This window comes from Planococcus koreensis (assembly GCF_004761975.1).
GTDB classification, from domain to species: Bacteria; Bacillota; Bacilli; order Bacillales_A; family Planococcaceae; genus Planococcus; species Planococcus koreensis.
Genome location: NZ_RQII01000037.1, coordinates 1 through 12924, shown reverse-complemented (window position 1 = coordinate 12924; position 12924 = coordinate 1). Strand labels below are relative to the sequence as shown.

The window sequence follows — 12924 nt, the reverse complement described above, 5'->3', positions numbered from 1 at the left end:
ATGTATAAAATGATTGCGATCGACCTCGACGGCACGCTGCTGACAGACGAGCTGACAATTTCCCCGAATACGATAACCGCTATCCAGCAAGCGATTGAAATGGGCACGGTCGTGACGATTGCGACCGGACGGATGTTTTCTTCCGCCAAGCTCATCGCCCAGCAAGTGGGGATCGATGCCCCGCTCATCACTTACCAAGGAGCGATGATCAAATCCGTTGGTGCAGCGGACGTCTTATATGAACGCGCTGTATCCTCTTCCATCTCGCAAAAGCTGGTCGAGCTTGCCTTCGAACGAGACATCCACCTGCAAGTCTACCAGGACGACATTTTGTACGGCGCTGCGGAAACGGACAAGCTCGTTGCTTACGCCGAAGCCGTCCAAGTACCTTATGCCGTAGAACCGGACTTGATCGGGCTCGCGCAAAATGGCTTTACGAAACTGCTGTTTATCGACGAACCGCATGTGCTCGATCCCCTGCAGCAGGAATTGGAGGCATTGTTCGGCGAATCCGCTTATATTGCGAAATCCAAAAAGAACTACCTCGAAGTGACCCATCCCGAGGCAAATAAAGGCAGCGCGTTGTTATTTTTGGCGAATGCGCTCGGCATCGACCGCTCGGAAATCATCGGCATCGGCGATAACCACAACGACTCCGAATTGCTGAAACAGGCCGGTTTCGGCATCGCCATGGGCAACGCCGTTCAGGCAGTGAAAGACATAGCGGATTACACCTCACTGTCCAATAACGACGAAGGTGTGCGCCACGCGATTGATAAATTCATTCTCGAACCGCAGGAAGGAAGCGAAGAACATGCCCAATCTGGGAGAAAAAAGCTTTAATTGTGAAAAAGAACTGACGCTTTCGATCATCGGCGGCAAGTGGAAAATGCTGATTTTGTGGCATTTGGGCAAAGAAGGCACCAAACGCTTCGGCGAATTGAAAAACCTCATGCCGGGCATCACCCAGCGCATGCTCGTGACGCAATTGCGCGAACTCGAAGAGCATTTGATCGTGCACCGCGAAGTCTATCCGGTCGTCCCGCCGAAAGTGGAATACTCGCTGACCGACCAAGGCCGTAGCCTGATCCCGATTCTGGACTCGATGTACGAATGGGGCAAGGATTACATGAAGCAAAACTTGGACACGGAAATCGACAGCAAGAAAAATGCATAAAACAGCACAAAGCGGATTGCAGGGGGATGCAATCCGCTTTGTGCTGTTTTTCTTCTATATATTTCGCAACGCTTGCCTCTTGAAAGAAGGTTCACTTGCGTCATATCGAATTTACTTGCAGCATTCTGTGGTCACTTGCGGCAACTAAACAGTTACTTGCGCCATCACATAAGCGTCGATAGATTTCGCCCGAAGCGGTTCTACCAACACTTCATCAAAACGCCGGGCGGTAAGCTGTAAGCGGGATGTCCTCGTACGCTTCCGGATTTAATTCTTCGACCGAACCGTCAGAGACGCCTTCGATGATTCCGGAAAGTCCGCGTTCAACCGATTTGACCAATTGCCCTTTTTCTTTTTGCCCGAGGCTCTGCGTCTGCCCTCTTACTTCAAACAGGACCGTGCCGCTGCCGTTCAACGCGTAGCTGCCAAGTGCTGTCCCAGGAAGGTCGAGCCCTTGCGAATACAGCGAGATGTTGGTGAATTTCGATTCGCCGTACGACTGAAGTTCATTGTATGCCAATAAATTCAACTGGCGCGAGAAATCGTAGTTATAGTTATCTGCGTACTCCGCGTAATCCGCTCCTTCAGGCGTGCTTGGGTCCGGAACGAATTGCGCTGACAATGACAAGGTCACCGGATCGTTCGTGCCATCGACATAGTACAAGCCTTGGTGATGCAAGTCGACGAAGACATCGACAGTGCCGAACTCATCCTGCAAGGATTTATAGACGTCGCGGGAAGTTTGCGCTTCCGGTGTGATGAACCAGCCTGGCTCATCGGATGCTCCCGGGAAGTCCTGCGCTTCCGGCACATAATCCAGATCCGGATTGAAGTCGCGGTTTACGTCAAATCCAGGATTCGCGCCGTAATCGTAGCTTTGGCTGATGCCGCGGTCCAGGTAGTTCCAAGAAGGCGTGGCGCCCGATAATTGCGGGTAGCTTTCCACCACTTCGCTCCACGTCAGGCTGTTGCGGCGCTTGTCCGCTTCCGACGCATCCGGGTTCATCATCGGCATGAAGACGACCGTCACTTCTTCGCGGATCTGCTGCGACGCTTTCGAGTTATTGGATAAAGTCTTCAATAAATTCAAAATCGCGACGGTTCCTGTTTTTTCATTGCCATGGATTTCACTTTGCACCAGCAGGACCTTGTCCCCGGTGCCCACTCTCGCGGTGTAGATATCCAAGCCTTCATGCGATTGCCCGGCTACATCCACTTGCACAACGCCTTTGCTGTTGGCTTCGATTTGCTTCAAGCTTTTCTGCAGCTCCTGGTAATCGATAAATCCGGAAATGGCATTGTCATGATGATGCTCCGCCGTTTTCGTATTGTTTTCGACTGCATAAACCGGCATTGCCAACGCGGTGCACAAACCCAAAACTCCGACTGTACTCGCCCATCTTCTCTTCAAAATATCCACTCCTCGATAAGATTTTTATATACCCAAAAACAGCTTAGCAATAAAAGAAATAATAGTAAATATTTTTAGAATATTCAGTTCTTAAGTAATAATTTGGATTATTTTTACTGATTTTTCTTATATCAATAGATACAGAGCCAACTAAATATTTCGACCTACTAAATACTTTGATGCCACGCGTAGAGCCAGACAATTGTGAATGGCTTCTGCAAGCGATATAATTTGATTAGTCTGACAAATAAAAATTTAGGAGGAATAACGTGAACAAAACGGCAGTTGAAACCTTATTCGTCAATCATTTCGTCGATGGCATTTTGGACCCGAACAAAGAAATGCTGGGGCCGGTGAAAGACGGCGGCTCGATTATCGCCAACACCGCACCGGGCTGTTGGGGGCCGATGATTACGCCGAGCATCAAAGGCGGCCATGAAGTGACCAAGCCGGTTTACGTCGAAGGCGCAGAACCGGGCGATGCTATCGCGATCCGTATCCAGTCAATCACAGTCACTTCCCAAGCGACAGCTTCCGGCAATGACCAAATGCTCACAGATCGATGCGATGGCGATGGCTTTGTCGCAGCGAAATGTCCGCAATGCGGCACGAAGAATCCGGAAACCGTCATCAAAGGCATCGGCCCTGAAGCGATCCGCTGCAAAAACTGCGGAGCGGACGCCACCCCATTTATCTTCACCAATGGATACACGATGTTTTTCGGCGAAAAAGGAGATGTCGGCCTGACTTTGCCGCAAGGAGCAGCCGAAACGATTGCAGAAGCCGGGCGCTTTTACATGAACACGCCGGAAGCATCTGTCCAAAATCCGGTCGTGACGTTTGCGCCGCATGATTTGGTCGGCACCATGGCCCGCATGCGCCCGTTCCTCGGCCAGCTTGGCACGACGCCATCGCGGCCAACGCCGGATTCCCATAACGCCGGCGATTTCGGTTCATTCCTTGTCGGCGCACCGCATGATTACACAAGCACACAGGAAGAATTGGAAACACACCGCACGGACGGCCATTTGGACGTCAACCGCGTGCGCACCGGCGCCATCTTAATCTGTCCGGTGAAAGTTCCGGGCGGCGGCATTTACCTTGGCGACATGCACGCCATGCAAGGCGACGGCGAAATCGCCGGCCACACGACCGACGTTTCCGGCATTGCTCACCTTCAGGTCCAGGTCTTGAAGGGCTTGAACATCCAAGGGCCGATCTTGTTGCCGAATGTCGAAGACCTGCCCTACACAGCGAAGCCATTCACCGCAGAAGAACGCCAATCGGCGCAGCAAATCGCCGATAACTGGAACGTTGCCAAGATCGAAGAATCGTATCCGGTATCCTTTATCGGCTCCGGTCCGAACTTGAACGACGCCACAGAAAACGGCCTGCAGCGCGCCGCTGACTTTTTCGGCGCATCGGTGCCGGAAATCATGAACCGCGCCACCATCACCGGTGCCATCGAAATCGGCCGCCATCCGGGCGTCGTCACCGTGACGTTCCTTGCGCCAGAGCCGTATTTGAATAAAACCGGACTGCTCGAGTTAGTCAAAAACCAATACCGGTAATGAAAAAACCGCCCTTCCGAAAAACGGAAAGGCGGTTATTTTTGTAGTTATTCAATTGCCGATCCGCAGCGCGCGGTCTTTGTTCTGCAGCACAGCGAGGATGCTCAAGGCAGCGAGCAGGCTCGTCTTTGGGTTATTCGGCATCGGCTTGTTTTCGACTTGCAGCTGCATCCTGCCGAAATCCCCTTCCGCTTCGATGGTGTGAGTATTCCGCTCGATCGCTGGATCGACGATGACGCGCACCTTTGTTTTCTCGACTCCAATCCCCGCAATCGCGAGCACCAAAGCCACATTGACGTTCTTCGGGAAATTTTCGACGGCTTCAAATGCTGAGCCTTCGAAGATCACCTTTTCCTCGTCCGCCTCAATCCCGAGCGATTGAGGCGATTTCCGTGTCGTGATCTGCACACGCTCTAAGCCGCCCGCCGCTTTCGCCGACTGCAAGACGTCGAGTCCGCCAATCGCACCGGAAGGCAAGAAAATGTGCGTGCGGTTGGATCCCGCCAAAGCTTTGACTTCATCCAAAAAAACGACATCTTTGAAAACTCCTATGCTGCTGACGACGAGATCTTTCTGATGTGTGACCACATCTTTCACGTAGAGGCCAGCCGCTTCCACTGTCGCTGCCTCTACGACGATATCGAGCGGCGTTTCCAAGAATGCTTGGATGTCCGTGTGGAAATCGACTTGGAACTGTTCACTCAAACGCTGGCCCACTTCTTGGTTGCGCCCGAAAACGGCTGTGATTTTTCCCTTGGCTAAGTGATTCACGTTTATCTGTTCCAGCAAATATGTGGCGATGTTGCCTGTTCCGATGATTCCTATGTTCATGAGTGGCCTCCTTGCGTAAATGTATAAAATTCTTAAAGCACTATATTAAATTTACATTCGCCGCTTTTATTGCTGCTTCTTTGAATACTTTCTTCTGATCTTCAGTTATCTCCAACAAGTCATAGGTAAAATTTTTAGTTGTTATTGAGTAAAGTTCATTGAAGGTATAGAGAAAAATATATTCAAATTTGTATTTAGTTACCTTTGTCTCTTTAACAAAATTGATTAACTCTTGAACTTCTTTTTCTTCTTCGAATTCTGCAAAAAGAAACAGATTATTTTCTTCAAAAATACTAAATTTACCACTATTGAGCTTTATCAATTTATTTTTATAGGCTTCCTTTATATCATTTCCTGATCCCCAAACAGCTGCGGGTATAATAAATTTGATATACCCTTGTTCATTAGCCTTTACTTTAACTTTATGTTTATCAAGTTGGCGTTTCTTTTTCGTAGTAATACTAGAAATAGGTTTTCCATATAAACTTGAAAATTGTGCCAAACCATATCTTAATCTTTGTTTCATTGTACCTGTAACTTCAACACCAATACTTTCTATTTTATTTTGGATATCAGGTCTATCTACTATCGAAGCCGCTAAATATTTTTCAGGATATACACTTAGTAAAACTTGCCTAGCATATTCTTCACGAAGTTTGGTCTCATTAATATTTATCATCCTTAACACCTCCACTATTTATAAAAATTTGAGAGTGAACTTACTACTACTTTTAAGAAAAAATAAGGTAGAAACATGAAAAGAGCGATATAGCACTTAAAACTATAAATCTCTTAGTGTTTCAATATTAAGGGGTAGTAGTTAAATTGTTCGGTCAAAATCCAAATTCCAAATAATAAATATTTTACAGAGTGATTTCGGGATTTATTTATCTCAATCTTTTGAAAAATATTTTAGGATCTGCCATTAAAAAAGCCCAAGCTTGTTGTATTTGTTTAAAACTAATATTTAAAATCTCACCTTGCTTCTTATAATCTCGGTATAAATCTGGGCGCTGTTCGAATAAGCAGTAAACACGTAATGTCGATTCATACGGAGTATGTTGAAAATCATTATGCAATAATCGATATTTCCAGGAGCCATTTTTTCAAGCGCTCCATGCTCGACAAGTTGACCAATTCTAAAAGATATATTAGTTTGACTATTTTTTTAAAGTTGCTAACTCTTTTTGAGATATTGATGCAACTTCGTCTTCATTTTTTTTCGAATCAATAACATTTAGAATTTCTTTGTATTTTAAAAACTTCATTTGTAATTTAAATTCAAATGGCATCTCGTCATATTCCTTTTGGAGTTGTATCATTTCTCTTTCAATTTCCATTGTTTAAATCACCTCAAATTCCGATTCACTACAATCCAAATTATACCATTTTAAAAATATATTATTACTATTTAAGAATCAAAGTCTCATTTAATAAGTTCAATCATTATACTATCGAAACATTATGAATTCAGTAATATTATATAACAAAATTGTAGCGTTTATTCGAAAATGAAAATTCCTGTCTATTGATATTTTGTATTTTCTTCTCAATTCAAATACAACTTATAGTATTAAAAATACTCCTTATAATCAATGAAGTATTATGCAAAATATTTTTATGATATAAAGCTTTTTTTAAAAACCAACTATTTATATTCAACCTATCTTTCCACCTGTATTAATAATTTTGATAGTCAGAGCAATTACTATCTTCCTGATTAACCCCATCCATTTACGGGAAACGACTAAAGAAAGCATCTTTATCTCGAAGCACCTAAATCAGAGGAGGAAAATCATATGAGTAAAACAGCAATCATTACAGGCGGCGGAAGCGGGTTGGGGCAATCAGCAGCGCTGCTCCTGGCAGATGAAGGCATCAACATCGCGGTTGTCGATGTCAGCGAAAAAGGCGGCAATGAAACCGTTGAGCAGTTGAAAGCAAAAGGCGTCGATGCTATCTTCATCAAAGCCGATGTCTCGAAGGCGGAAGAAGTGAAAAACTACGTCGATAAAACGCTTGAACATTTCGGTGCGGTCGACTATTTCTTTAACAACGCCGGCATTTCCGGCAGCGGCAAGAATTTCCTGGAAACGGATATCAAGGAAATCGACCTGATTGTCGGCATCAACTTGCTTGGCGCGCTCTATGGCTTGCGCTATGTGGCAGAAGCAATGCTGAAAAATGGCGGCGGTTCAATCGTCAATACCGCTTCGAGCGCCGGGGTCATCGGCCAGGCTTCGGTCGTCACATACGGCGCCACCAAACACGGCATCGTCGGCATGACGAAGAGCCTGGTTGCGGAATACGCCAAGGATGGCCTTCGCGTCAATGCCATTGCACCGGGACCGACAGAAACTCCGATGGTCAAAACCTTCTTCGAAGACAATCCGGATATGAAAGCAAGCGCTGAAGCGGGAATTCCGCAGAAACGCCTCGGTAAGCCGGAGGAAGTCGCAGAACTGGTAGCGTTCTTGCTGACTAAAGCCGATTACATCAATGGTGAAACAGTCCGCATTGACGGCGGATTCACGAATACGAAATAAACTAAAACCGCGGCCGGAAAATTTCTGGCCGCGGTTTTTGAATTTATGAGCTTCTTTTCTTTCGTTCGGGTGTGATTTTCATCAGACAGCCATGAATACAATCATCTATCAGGGAGTGTTTAATAATGGATCGAAACACCAGAATCTCTTTGTCCATCTTTGTTCTGTTTATAGTGGTATCAACTGGTTTGGCATTTTTCAGTTTTGAAGGCTACTCTATTTTGCGCAATACCACGAGCCATTTGGGGGCACAAGGGTCTCCACATTCATGGATGATGAATATGGTTTTTATCGCCCTTGGAACGATGTCGATTTGGATCACCTATTACAGCAAGATCAGGTATCATCAGATTGTTGGGGCCTTTTTCGGAATCAGCCTCCTATTAACGGGCTTGTTTCAACATGCACCTTTAGTTGAATCTGTTCAGGCAGACCCATTGCAGGATTTGATGCATTCGATCTTTGCCGACACGACTGGTTTCAGTTTCACGATGCTGGCGATTGGCCATGGAATCATGAGCCATGGATTTCAGAGAAGTGCTGCGATTATAATGGCATTTGCTTCAATCATTATATCCATTGCTATGATGGCCTTCCCGGAAATCATGGGGCTTTTGCAAAGAATCATGTTTGTCAGTGCTTTCGGATGGCTGTTCTTCTATATGAAACCACCCAAGGACAGGCAAGCCAGCAGCCGTGATTATAGCCATTAAAAAGGATACCTGGGCCACGTTTTAGAACAATAGACCACTTAAGACATGAGAGAACCCTTTCTATGAGTTCTGCTCTTTGGGAGCAACTCAAACAATTGATAAACATGAATTAAAAAATGCCACCCAAAGGAAAGTTGATTCCCTTTGGACGGCAATGCAGTTCGGATAAAATGTATGGCATGCTTCTAATTCTGTGGAATTTTTTTAGAGATGCGGTACTCGGCCTTCTAGTTTACTGTTCCGCCAGCCTGCGTATATCTGACATTGAATTCTTGCAAGAATTGATTGGTGATGGCTGCGTCATGGATAAACAGCAGGTTTTCGTCATTGATGTTGTTGCCGTTATTGCTCCAGTTCGTGGATCCTACAATGACCGTCGGATCACTGTTTGTGTCAGCATCGATCAACATCGTTTTGCTGTGGAGTTTGCGGGACTCATTGGCCTGGTAAACAGGTGCCGGGTTCGCCCAGCGGGTATTCGGGTTGTCGACGCTGACCTGTGAAGCGGTGCGGCCTGTCATGTCCACACTTGCAGACCACCATTGATTCCAGAAGCTTTGATCGAATACGCCTTTGATGTCAAAGCCCGTCAACGTGCCTTCGAGGTCATTGTATGACCCTTCCCATAAATTTTTCAACTCATCAACGAGTCCTTGATCGCTCCAGGCAAAAATGGTGAAGTATGCATTGACGTCAGCTGACGTTTTTACAAGCTCTCTCATTTTTCCGACGGCATCGTCACCTGCCGAAAAGTAAATTTCAATGATTTTTCCGTTCACGTCGACTTGATGTGTCGTATTATCAATTTTCCGGGTGTTGAAGTTCGCAGCGGCTATGTCTGGCGCCAATGCAGCGCTGCCCCACATTTCATTGAATTCAACTTCGAAGACGTCAGCCATTGCCGGCCAATTGACTTCGACGACATGCTGCTGGTTGCCGTCTAAAATGCCTTGTTCCATATTGCTTTCCGTGCCGTACAAGCCGGTTACGGTAAAGTTCCAGCTTCCTGTAAATACCCAGCGGTCATCAATGATGGCAAATTTATTGTGCATTTGTGTACCGGGGCTGTAATAGGCATCTGCGCTTTTTTCTTCAGCTTCCACAAACAAATGGCCGGATACGTCACCACTTCCCACTGCTACGGTTTGGAGCGGGAAATCTTCCGGTGTGGCAGGCAAGCCGAAGTCCGCTCTTGCGGCACTGTCTTCTACCGCAAACATCGGAGAATCAGAGAATACATAAATATCATCCGCTGTCCCAACTTTGCCGTCCTGTCCCCTTACCATTTTTTCCACTTGCAGCCGCATCGTTTTGAAGCGCTCCACATAATTCGGATCGGTTGCATCTTTGGCATCCGCGATGACACGCACATCAATGCCTTCAGCCGCTTTTGCGATCAACGCATCCACAATGCCCGGCAGATTGATTTCGTACGTTGCAAAATCGATGCTTGTCGTCGCCTGATTCAAGCGGTTGATGAGCCGCGTTTCCAGATTCACGTTATAGTTTGCTGCGTTTCCTGAACTTGCGTATGTAGTATCGGCACATTTATTAAAGTACACATTAATTGCGCCTTCCGCTTCCGAAACGTTATTCAATTGTTCCGTTTTATCGGTACAGCCTTTCACTTTTGAGTTAACTGCACGCGGCGTGCCGTTTCCGCCATCGTAGGTTTTTGCAGAATCAACCCAGTTAGTAGCTTCCGTACCGGCCACAAGCGGATCGACCCGTTCCATTGATGTTTTTGCTGTGTTATCTCCTGCATACCAGGCGTCTGCGCTGTCAATCAAGGCACCTGAAGAATCTCTCAGTTCAAGAGCCTCATCACTATTTTCCAGAGAGCCTGTATAAATCAGGTCGGCAGCAATGCCCGGGACGGAGCTGTCACTGGTTCTTTCCAATAAATAATAACCGCCTGCCGCAATGGTGCCGGAGAGGCTGATTGCAGGGCTGTTGTCGACGGCGCTCAGCGTCCAGCCGCTCACATCCACCGCTGAATTCGTCGTATTATGTAATTCAATCCATTCGCTATTGTAGCTGTAGCTTGTACCCATCCAGGCGATTTCATTGATTGCTATCGTGCTCGTCGTTGCTGCATGTGCTGTTTGCCCTGTTTCAATCCCAGGTGCCATAAAAGAAATGATAAGTGCAAAAATCAATGAAAGCCGTACTGTGTTCCTCATCTTTCAACCCCTTTTCGATTTTCCCAAGGCTTTTCAAGCCCTCTATTATTGTATAACTGTTTTGTTAATTTGGTATTAATTTTTAACAATTATTTCATTTTTATTTTAAATTTTACCTTTTATTAACATTCATAATATAAGAAGCGCTGGGAGTTCTGCGCATGCAAAAAGCCGCTCAGAGGAAAAGGGATTTCCTTCGAGCGGCGTTTACGCAAATTAAGCTATTCAGGCGGTGGGGATCGCTTGGAATTCTTCTCCGCGACATTCTCAAGCCCGCAGCTATCAGCCTTTCCGGTATTTATCTTCAATTACCCGATAATTTTCATGATTGATTTTATTCCATTCGGTCTTTTTATACGGCCGATTTTTCAGCCGCCGGTTGATCCTTTCCGGATCATACTCTTTGAAGGACTGGCTGTCTCCCCAAACTTTCATTTCCTTGTGCTCGGGGTGCTTGGGATCGCGGTAGATTTTCAGGAATTCGTAAAAGCCCGGGATGCCGCCCACGTCTTCCGGCGGCGCAGTCTCGGCGCCGTCCAACAACGTCGGGTAGCCGAAATAATAATCTTCGACGATCGATTCAAGTTTGATGCGGAACTGCCAGCCGTCTCCGAAATCGTAGCGGTATAAGAGCTCGCCGTGCTTTTCCAGAAACTCATCAATCTTAATGCCAGACGGTTTCCGTACGGTTTGGGAAAGCCGAGCCTGATGGGCTAGTTCATACTTCTTGTATTTTAGCTCCATGTTCTTCAACCGCTCCGCGAATTCTTTCCGATTCTTTTTGAAATGCTGATGCTCCAGATAGGCTTCCTCGTCGTTCGTCACCCGAATATTGTCTTTCGCCAAATCGAATTCAAACAAATGATACGCGTCATACGGATAGCCGCTTTGAAAATTCGTCACTTGCTGGATGATGTCGTGCAGCATATTGAAAGTCGCCCCTGCCGGCATGATCACTTGCCGCCAAATGAGCGGATCGGAATGTTCCAGTTCAATTCGGATGATGTACGATTTCATTTGTTGTCCTCCTAGCCGCTTTTGATTTTCACAATAAAACCTGTTGTCCTCTGCTTTCATTATAACGAAACAGGCTGCTTTTTGGGGATGCAAAAAAGGTTCCGCTAATCAAAGCAGAACCTTTTCTCGTCTTTATTTCGTTTCACCTTTTATTTCCCCGGCAAAATGGCTTTGGGAGAAACAAGCCCCATCTCGATTAGTTCTTGCCAAAAAGCAGCCGGAATATTAGCGGTCATCGCCTGCAGATCTTCCTTGATGCGGTCAGGCCGTGTCGAACCCGTCACAACGGCTTTCACGGCAGGATGCGCGCTTGAAAACTGGAGCGCGGCATCTTTCAAGTTCACGCCGTGATTGCGCGCAACATGCGTAAACTGCTCGACTTTTCGTTTGATTTCTGGCGTGATTTCCTTGTAATCGAAAAAGTCTCCGCCCAACAAAGCGCCCGAGTTGAACGCCGAACCGATCACCAGCCCGCCGCCTTTTTCCTCAGCCAGCGGCATCATGCGTTCCAGCGCGCGTTCGTGCTGAAGCAGCGTGTATTGCGTCGCAGACAAGCTCAAATCCGGATGTGCGTGCTCGAGTTCAAGCGCGATTTCAATCGGCGTTGTCGTATTGACGCCAAGCCCCCACGCTTTGATCACGCCTTCATCCCGCAGGCGGTCCAATACTTTGAACGCCCCATTGCGCGCTTCATCGAATTTCGTAATCCATTCATCGCCCAAAAAGTCCGGCGATACATCATGGACATAGACCATATCCAAGCGGTCCGTTTTCAGGCGCTTCAGGCTGTCTTCAATTGATTTGAGCGTGCCAGCTTCGGTATAATCCGTCTGGATTTTGTTCTGGCGCCCGAATTCGAACAGCCCTTCTTTTTCTTCTTTTTCGTCCAGCACGATCCGGCCGACTTTCGAACTCAGCAAATAATCATCGCGCTTGTACGAAGACAAAATTTCACCGAGCCGGCTCTCAGCCAAGCCAGCGCCATAAAACGGCGCCGTATCAAAATACCGGATCCCTTCGTCCCACGCCGTCTGGATCGTTTCCATCGCTTCTTTTTCCGGAACGTCCCGGAACATATTGCCAAGCGGCGCCGTGCCCAGGCCCAATTTGTTCTTTACCGTCACATCGTGTTTCATAAATGAACACCTCTTTTGAGTTTTTTAATAAAATCGCATATCCCTATCTACCCGCTGTGAAATTGGCTAAACGATGGAAGCGGGATCAGGTATTTTACTGAACGCATAAAAGCCCGGACGTATTGCAATGATTTCATCATAAAGATTCACTGCGATCTTCCGGCTCATCGCAACGATCATCGCTTTTACCAGCCATGGATTGCGATTTTGTTTCATAATGCTCGACAATATCTTTCGCCAGCATTTTTTAAACGTTTGGTGAACCGACAACCGCTTCAAGACGCGACCATTGAGATTTGTACTTCTCACGTGCAGTTTCTTCATGCCTTCGTATGATAT

12 protein-coding genes and 1 pseudogene are annotated in these 12924 nt (G+C 46.6%); 5 read left to right on the top strand and 8 right to left on the bottom strand.

Annotated elements, in window-relative coordinates:
* Both EGV91_RS08780 and EGV91_RS08775 read left to right on the top strand, forming a co-directional pair.
* Nucleotides 1-843, top strand: a complete 843-nt coding sequence (locus EGV91_RS08780) for a Cof-type HAD-IIB family hydrolase (RefSeq protein WP_135502728.1) — start codon at nt 1-3, stop codon at nt 841-843.
* On the top strand, nt 815-1177 hold the full coding sequence (locus EGV91_RS08775) for a winged helix-turn-helix transcriptional regulator (RefSeq protein ID WP_135502726.1): 363 nt from the start codon (nt 815-817) through the stop codon (nt 1175-1177). The genes EGV91_RS08780 and EGV91_RS08775 overlap by 29 nt, the downstream gene beginning before the upstream one ends.
* Nucleotides 1178-1391: 214 nt before the next feature.
* On the opposite strand, the gene EGV91_RS08770 is transcribed toward EGV91_RS08775, so the two are convergent.
* Nucleotides 1392-2588 (bottom strand): M14 family zinc carboxypeptidase, encoded by a 1197-nt coding sequence (locus EGV91_RS08770; RefSeq protein WP_241666152.1) that lies wholly within the window; start codon nt 2586-2588, stop codon nt 1392-1394.
* Between the two features lie 269 nt (nt 2589-2857).
* Between EGV91_RS08770 and EGV91_RS08765 the strand changes: the two genes are divergently transcribed.
* Entirely contained in the window at nt 2858-4159 is a 1302-nt protein-coding gene (locus EGV91_RS08765; RefSeq protein WP_135502724.1) for an acetamidase/formamidase family protein, read from the top strand.
* A 51-nt stretch (nt 4160-4210) separates the two neighbouring features.
* On the opposite strand, the gene nadX is transcribed toward EGV91_RS08765, so the two are convergent.
* From nadX to EGV91_RS08750, 3 genes are all read right to left on the bottom strand, one after another.
* A complete protein-coding gene (nadX, locus tag EGV91_RS08760; RefSeq protein ID WP_135502722.1) occupies nt 4211-4990 on the bottom strand; it encodes an aspartate dehydrogenase in 780 nt (259 codons plus the stop codon).
* A gap of 40 nt (nt 4991-5030) precedes the next feature.
* Nucleotides 5031-5669 (bottom strand): hypothetical protein, encoded by a 639-nt coding sequence (locus EGV91_RS08755; protein WP_135502720.1) that lies wholly within the window; start codon nt 5667-5669, stop codon nt 5031-5033.
* A gap of 481 nt (nt 5670-6150) precedes the next feature.
* Nucleotides 6151-6330, bottom strand: coding sequence for a hypothetical protein (locus EGV91_RS08750; protein ID WP_135502718.1), 180 nt, complete (start codon nt 6328-6330; stop codon nt 6151-6153).
* Nucleotides 6331-6789: 459 nt separating this feature from the next.
* Here EGV91_RS08750 and EGV91_RS08745 point away from each other — a divergent pair, with 459 nt between their 5' ends.
* Both EGV91_RS08745 and EGV91_RS08740 read left to right on the top strand, forming a co-directional pair.
* Entirely contained in the window at nt 6790-7536 is a 747-nt protein-coding gene (locus EGV91_RS08745) for an SDR family NAD(P)-dependent oxidoreductase (protein WP_135502716.1), read from the top strand.
* 125 nt (nt 7537-7661) lie between these two features.
* On the top strand, nt 7662-8249 hold the full coding sequence (locus tag EGV91_RS08740; RefSeq protein ID WP_135502714.1) for a DUF998 domain-containing protein: 588 nt from the start codon (nt 7662-7664) through the stop codon (nt 8247-8249).
* Between the two features lie 227 nt (nt 8250-8476).
* Here EGV91_RS08740 and EGV91_RS08735 read toward each other — a convergent pair whose 3' ends face one another.
* The 4 genes and pseudogenes from EGV91_RS08735 to EGV91_RS17255 form a co-directional block, all read right to left on the bottom strand.
* Nucleotides 8477-10432 (bottom strand): phospholipase D-like domain-containing protein, encoded by a 1956-nt coding sequence (locus EGV91_RS08735; RefSeq protein ID WP_135502712.1) that lies wholly within the window; start codon nt 10430-10432, stop codon nt 8477-8479.
* Nucleotides 10433-10714: 282 nt separating this feature from the next.
* Complete coding sequence (locus EGV91_RS08730) at nt 10715-11449, bottom strand: plasmid pRiA4b ORF-3 family protein (RefSeq protein ID WP_135502710.1); 735 nt, start codon at nt 11447-11449, stop codon at nt 10715-10717.
* A gap of 149 nt (nt 11450-11598) precedes the next feature.
* Nucleotides 11599-12585, bottom strand: a complete 987-nt coding sequence (locus EGV91_RS08725; RefSeq protein WP_135502708.1) for an aldo/keto reductase — start codon at nt 12583-12585, stop codon at nt 11599-11601.
* Between the two features lie 66 nt (nt 12586-12651).
* Nucleotides 12652-12924, bottom strand: a pseudogene (locus EGV91_RS17255) (hypothetical protein); the annotation flags it as partial.

Excerpts from the sequence above, each read along its gene's own strand:
- EGV91_RS08740 (WP_135502714.1), top strand. The coding sequence starts at position 7,662 with ATGGATCGAAACACCAGAATCTCTTTGTCCATCTTTGTTCTGTTTATA.
- nadX (WP_135502722.1), bottom strand. The coding sequence starts at position 4,990 with ATGAACATAGGAATCATCGGAACAGGCAACATCGCCACATATTTGCTG.
- EGV91_RS08755 (WP_135502720.1), bottom strand. The coding sequence starts at position 5,669 with ATGATAAATATTAATGAGACCAAACTTCGTGAAGAATATGCTAGGCAA.
- EGV91_RS08735 (WP_135502712.1), bottom strand. The coding sequence starts at position 10,432 with ATGAGGAACACAGTACGGCTTTCATTGATTTTTGCACTTATCATTTCT.
- EGV91_RS08730 (WP_135502710.1), bottom strand. The coding sequence starts at position 11,449 with ATGAAATCGTACATCATCCGAATTGAACTGGAACATTCCGATCCGCTC.
- EGV91_RS08750 (WP_135502718.1), bottom strand. The coding sequence starts at position 6,330 with ATGGAAATTGAAAGAGAAATGATACAACTCCAAAAGGAATATGACGAG.
- EGV91_RS08775 (WP_135502726.1), top strand. The coding sequence starts at position 815 with ATGCCCAATCTGGGAGAAAAAAGCTTTAATTGTGAAAAAGAACTGACG.
- EGV91_RS08745 (WP_135502716.1), top strand. The coding sequence starts at position 6,790 with ATGAGTAAAACAGCAATCATTACAGGCGGCGGAAGCGGGTTGGGGCAA.
- EGV91_RS08725 (WP_135502708.1), bottom strand. The coding sequence starts at position 12,585 with ATGAAACACGATGTGACGGTAAAGAACAAATTGGGCCTGGGCACGGCG.
- EGV91_RS08780 (WP_135502728.1), top strand. The coding sequence starts at position 1 with ATGTATAAAATGATTGCGATCGACCTCGACGGCACGCTGCTGACAGAC.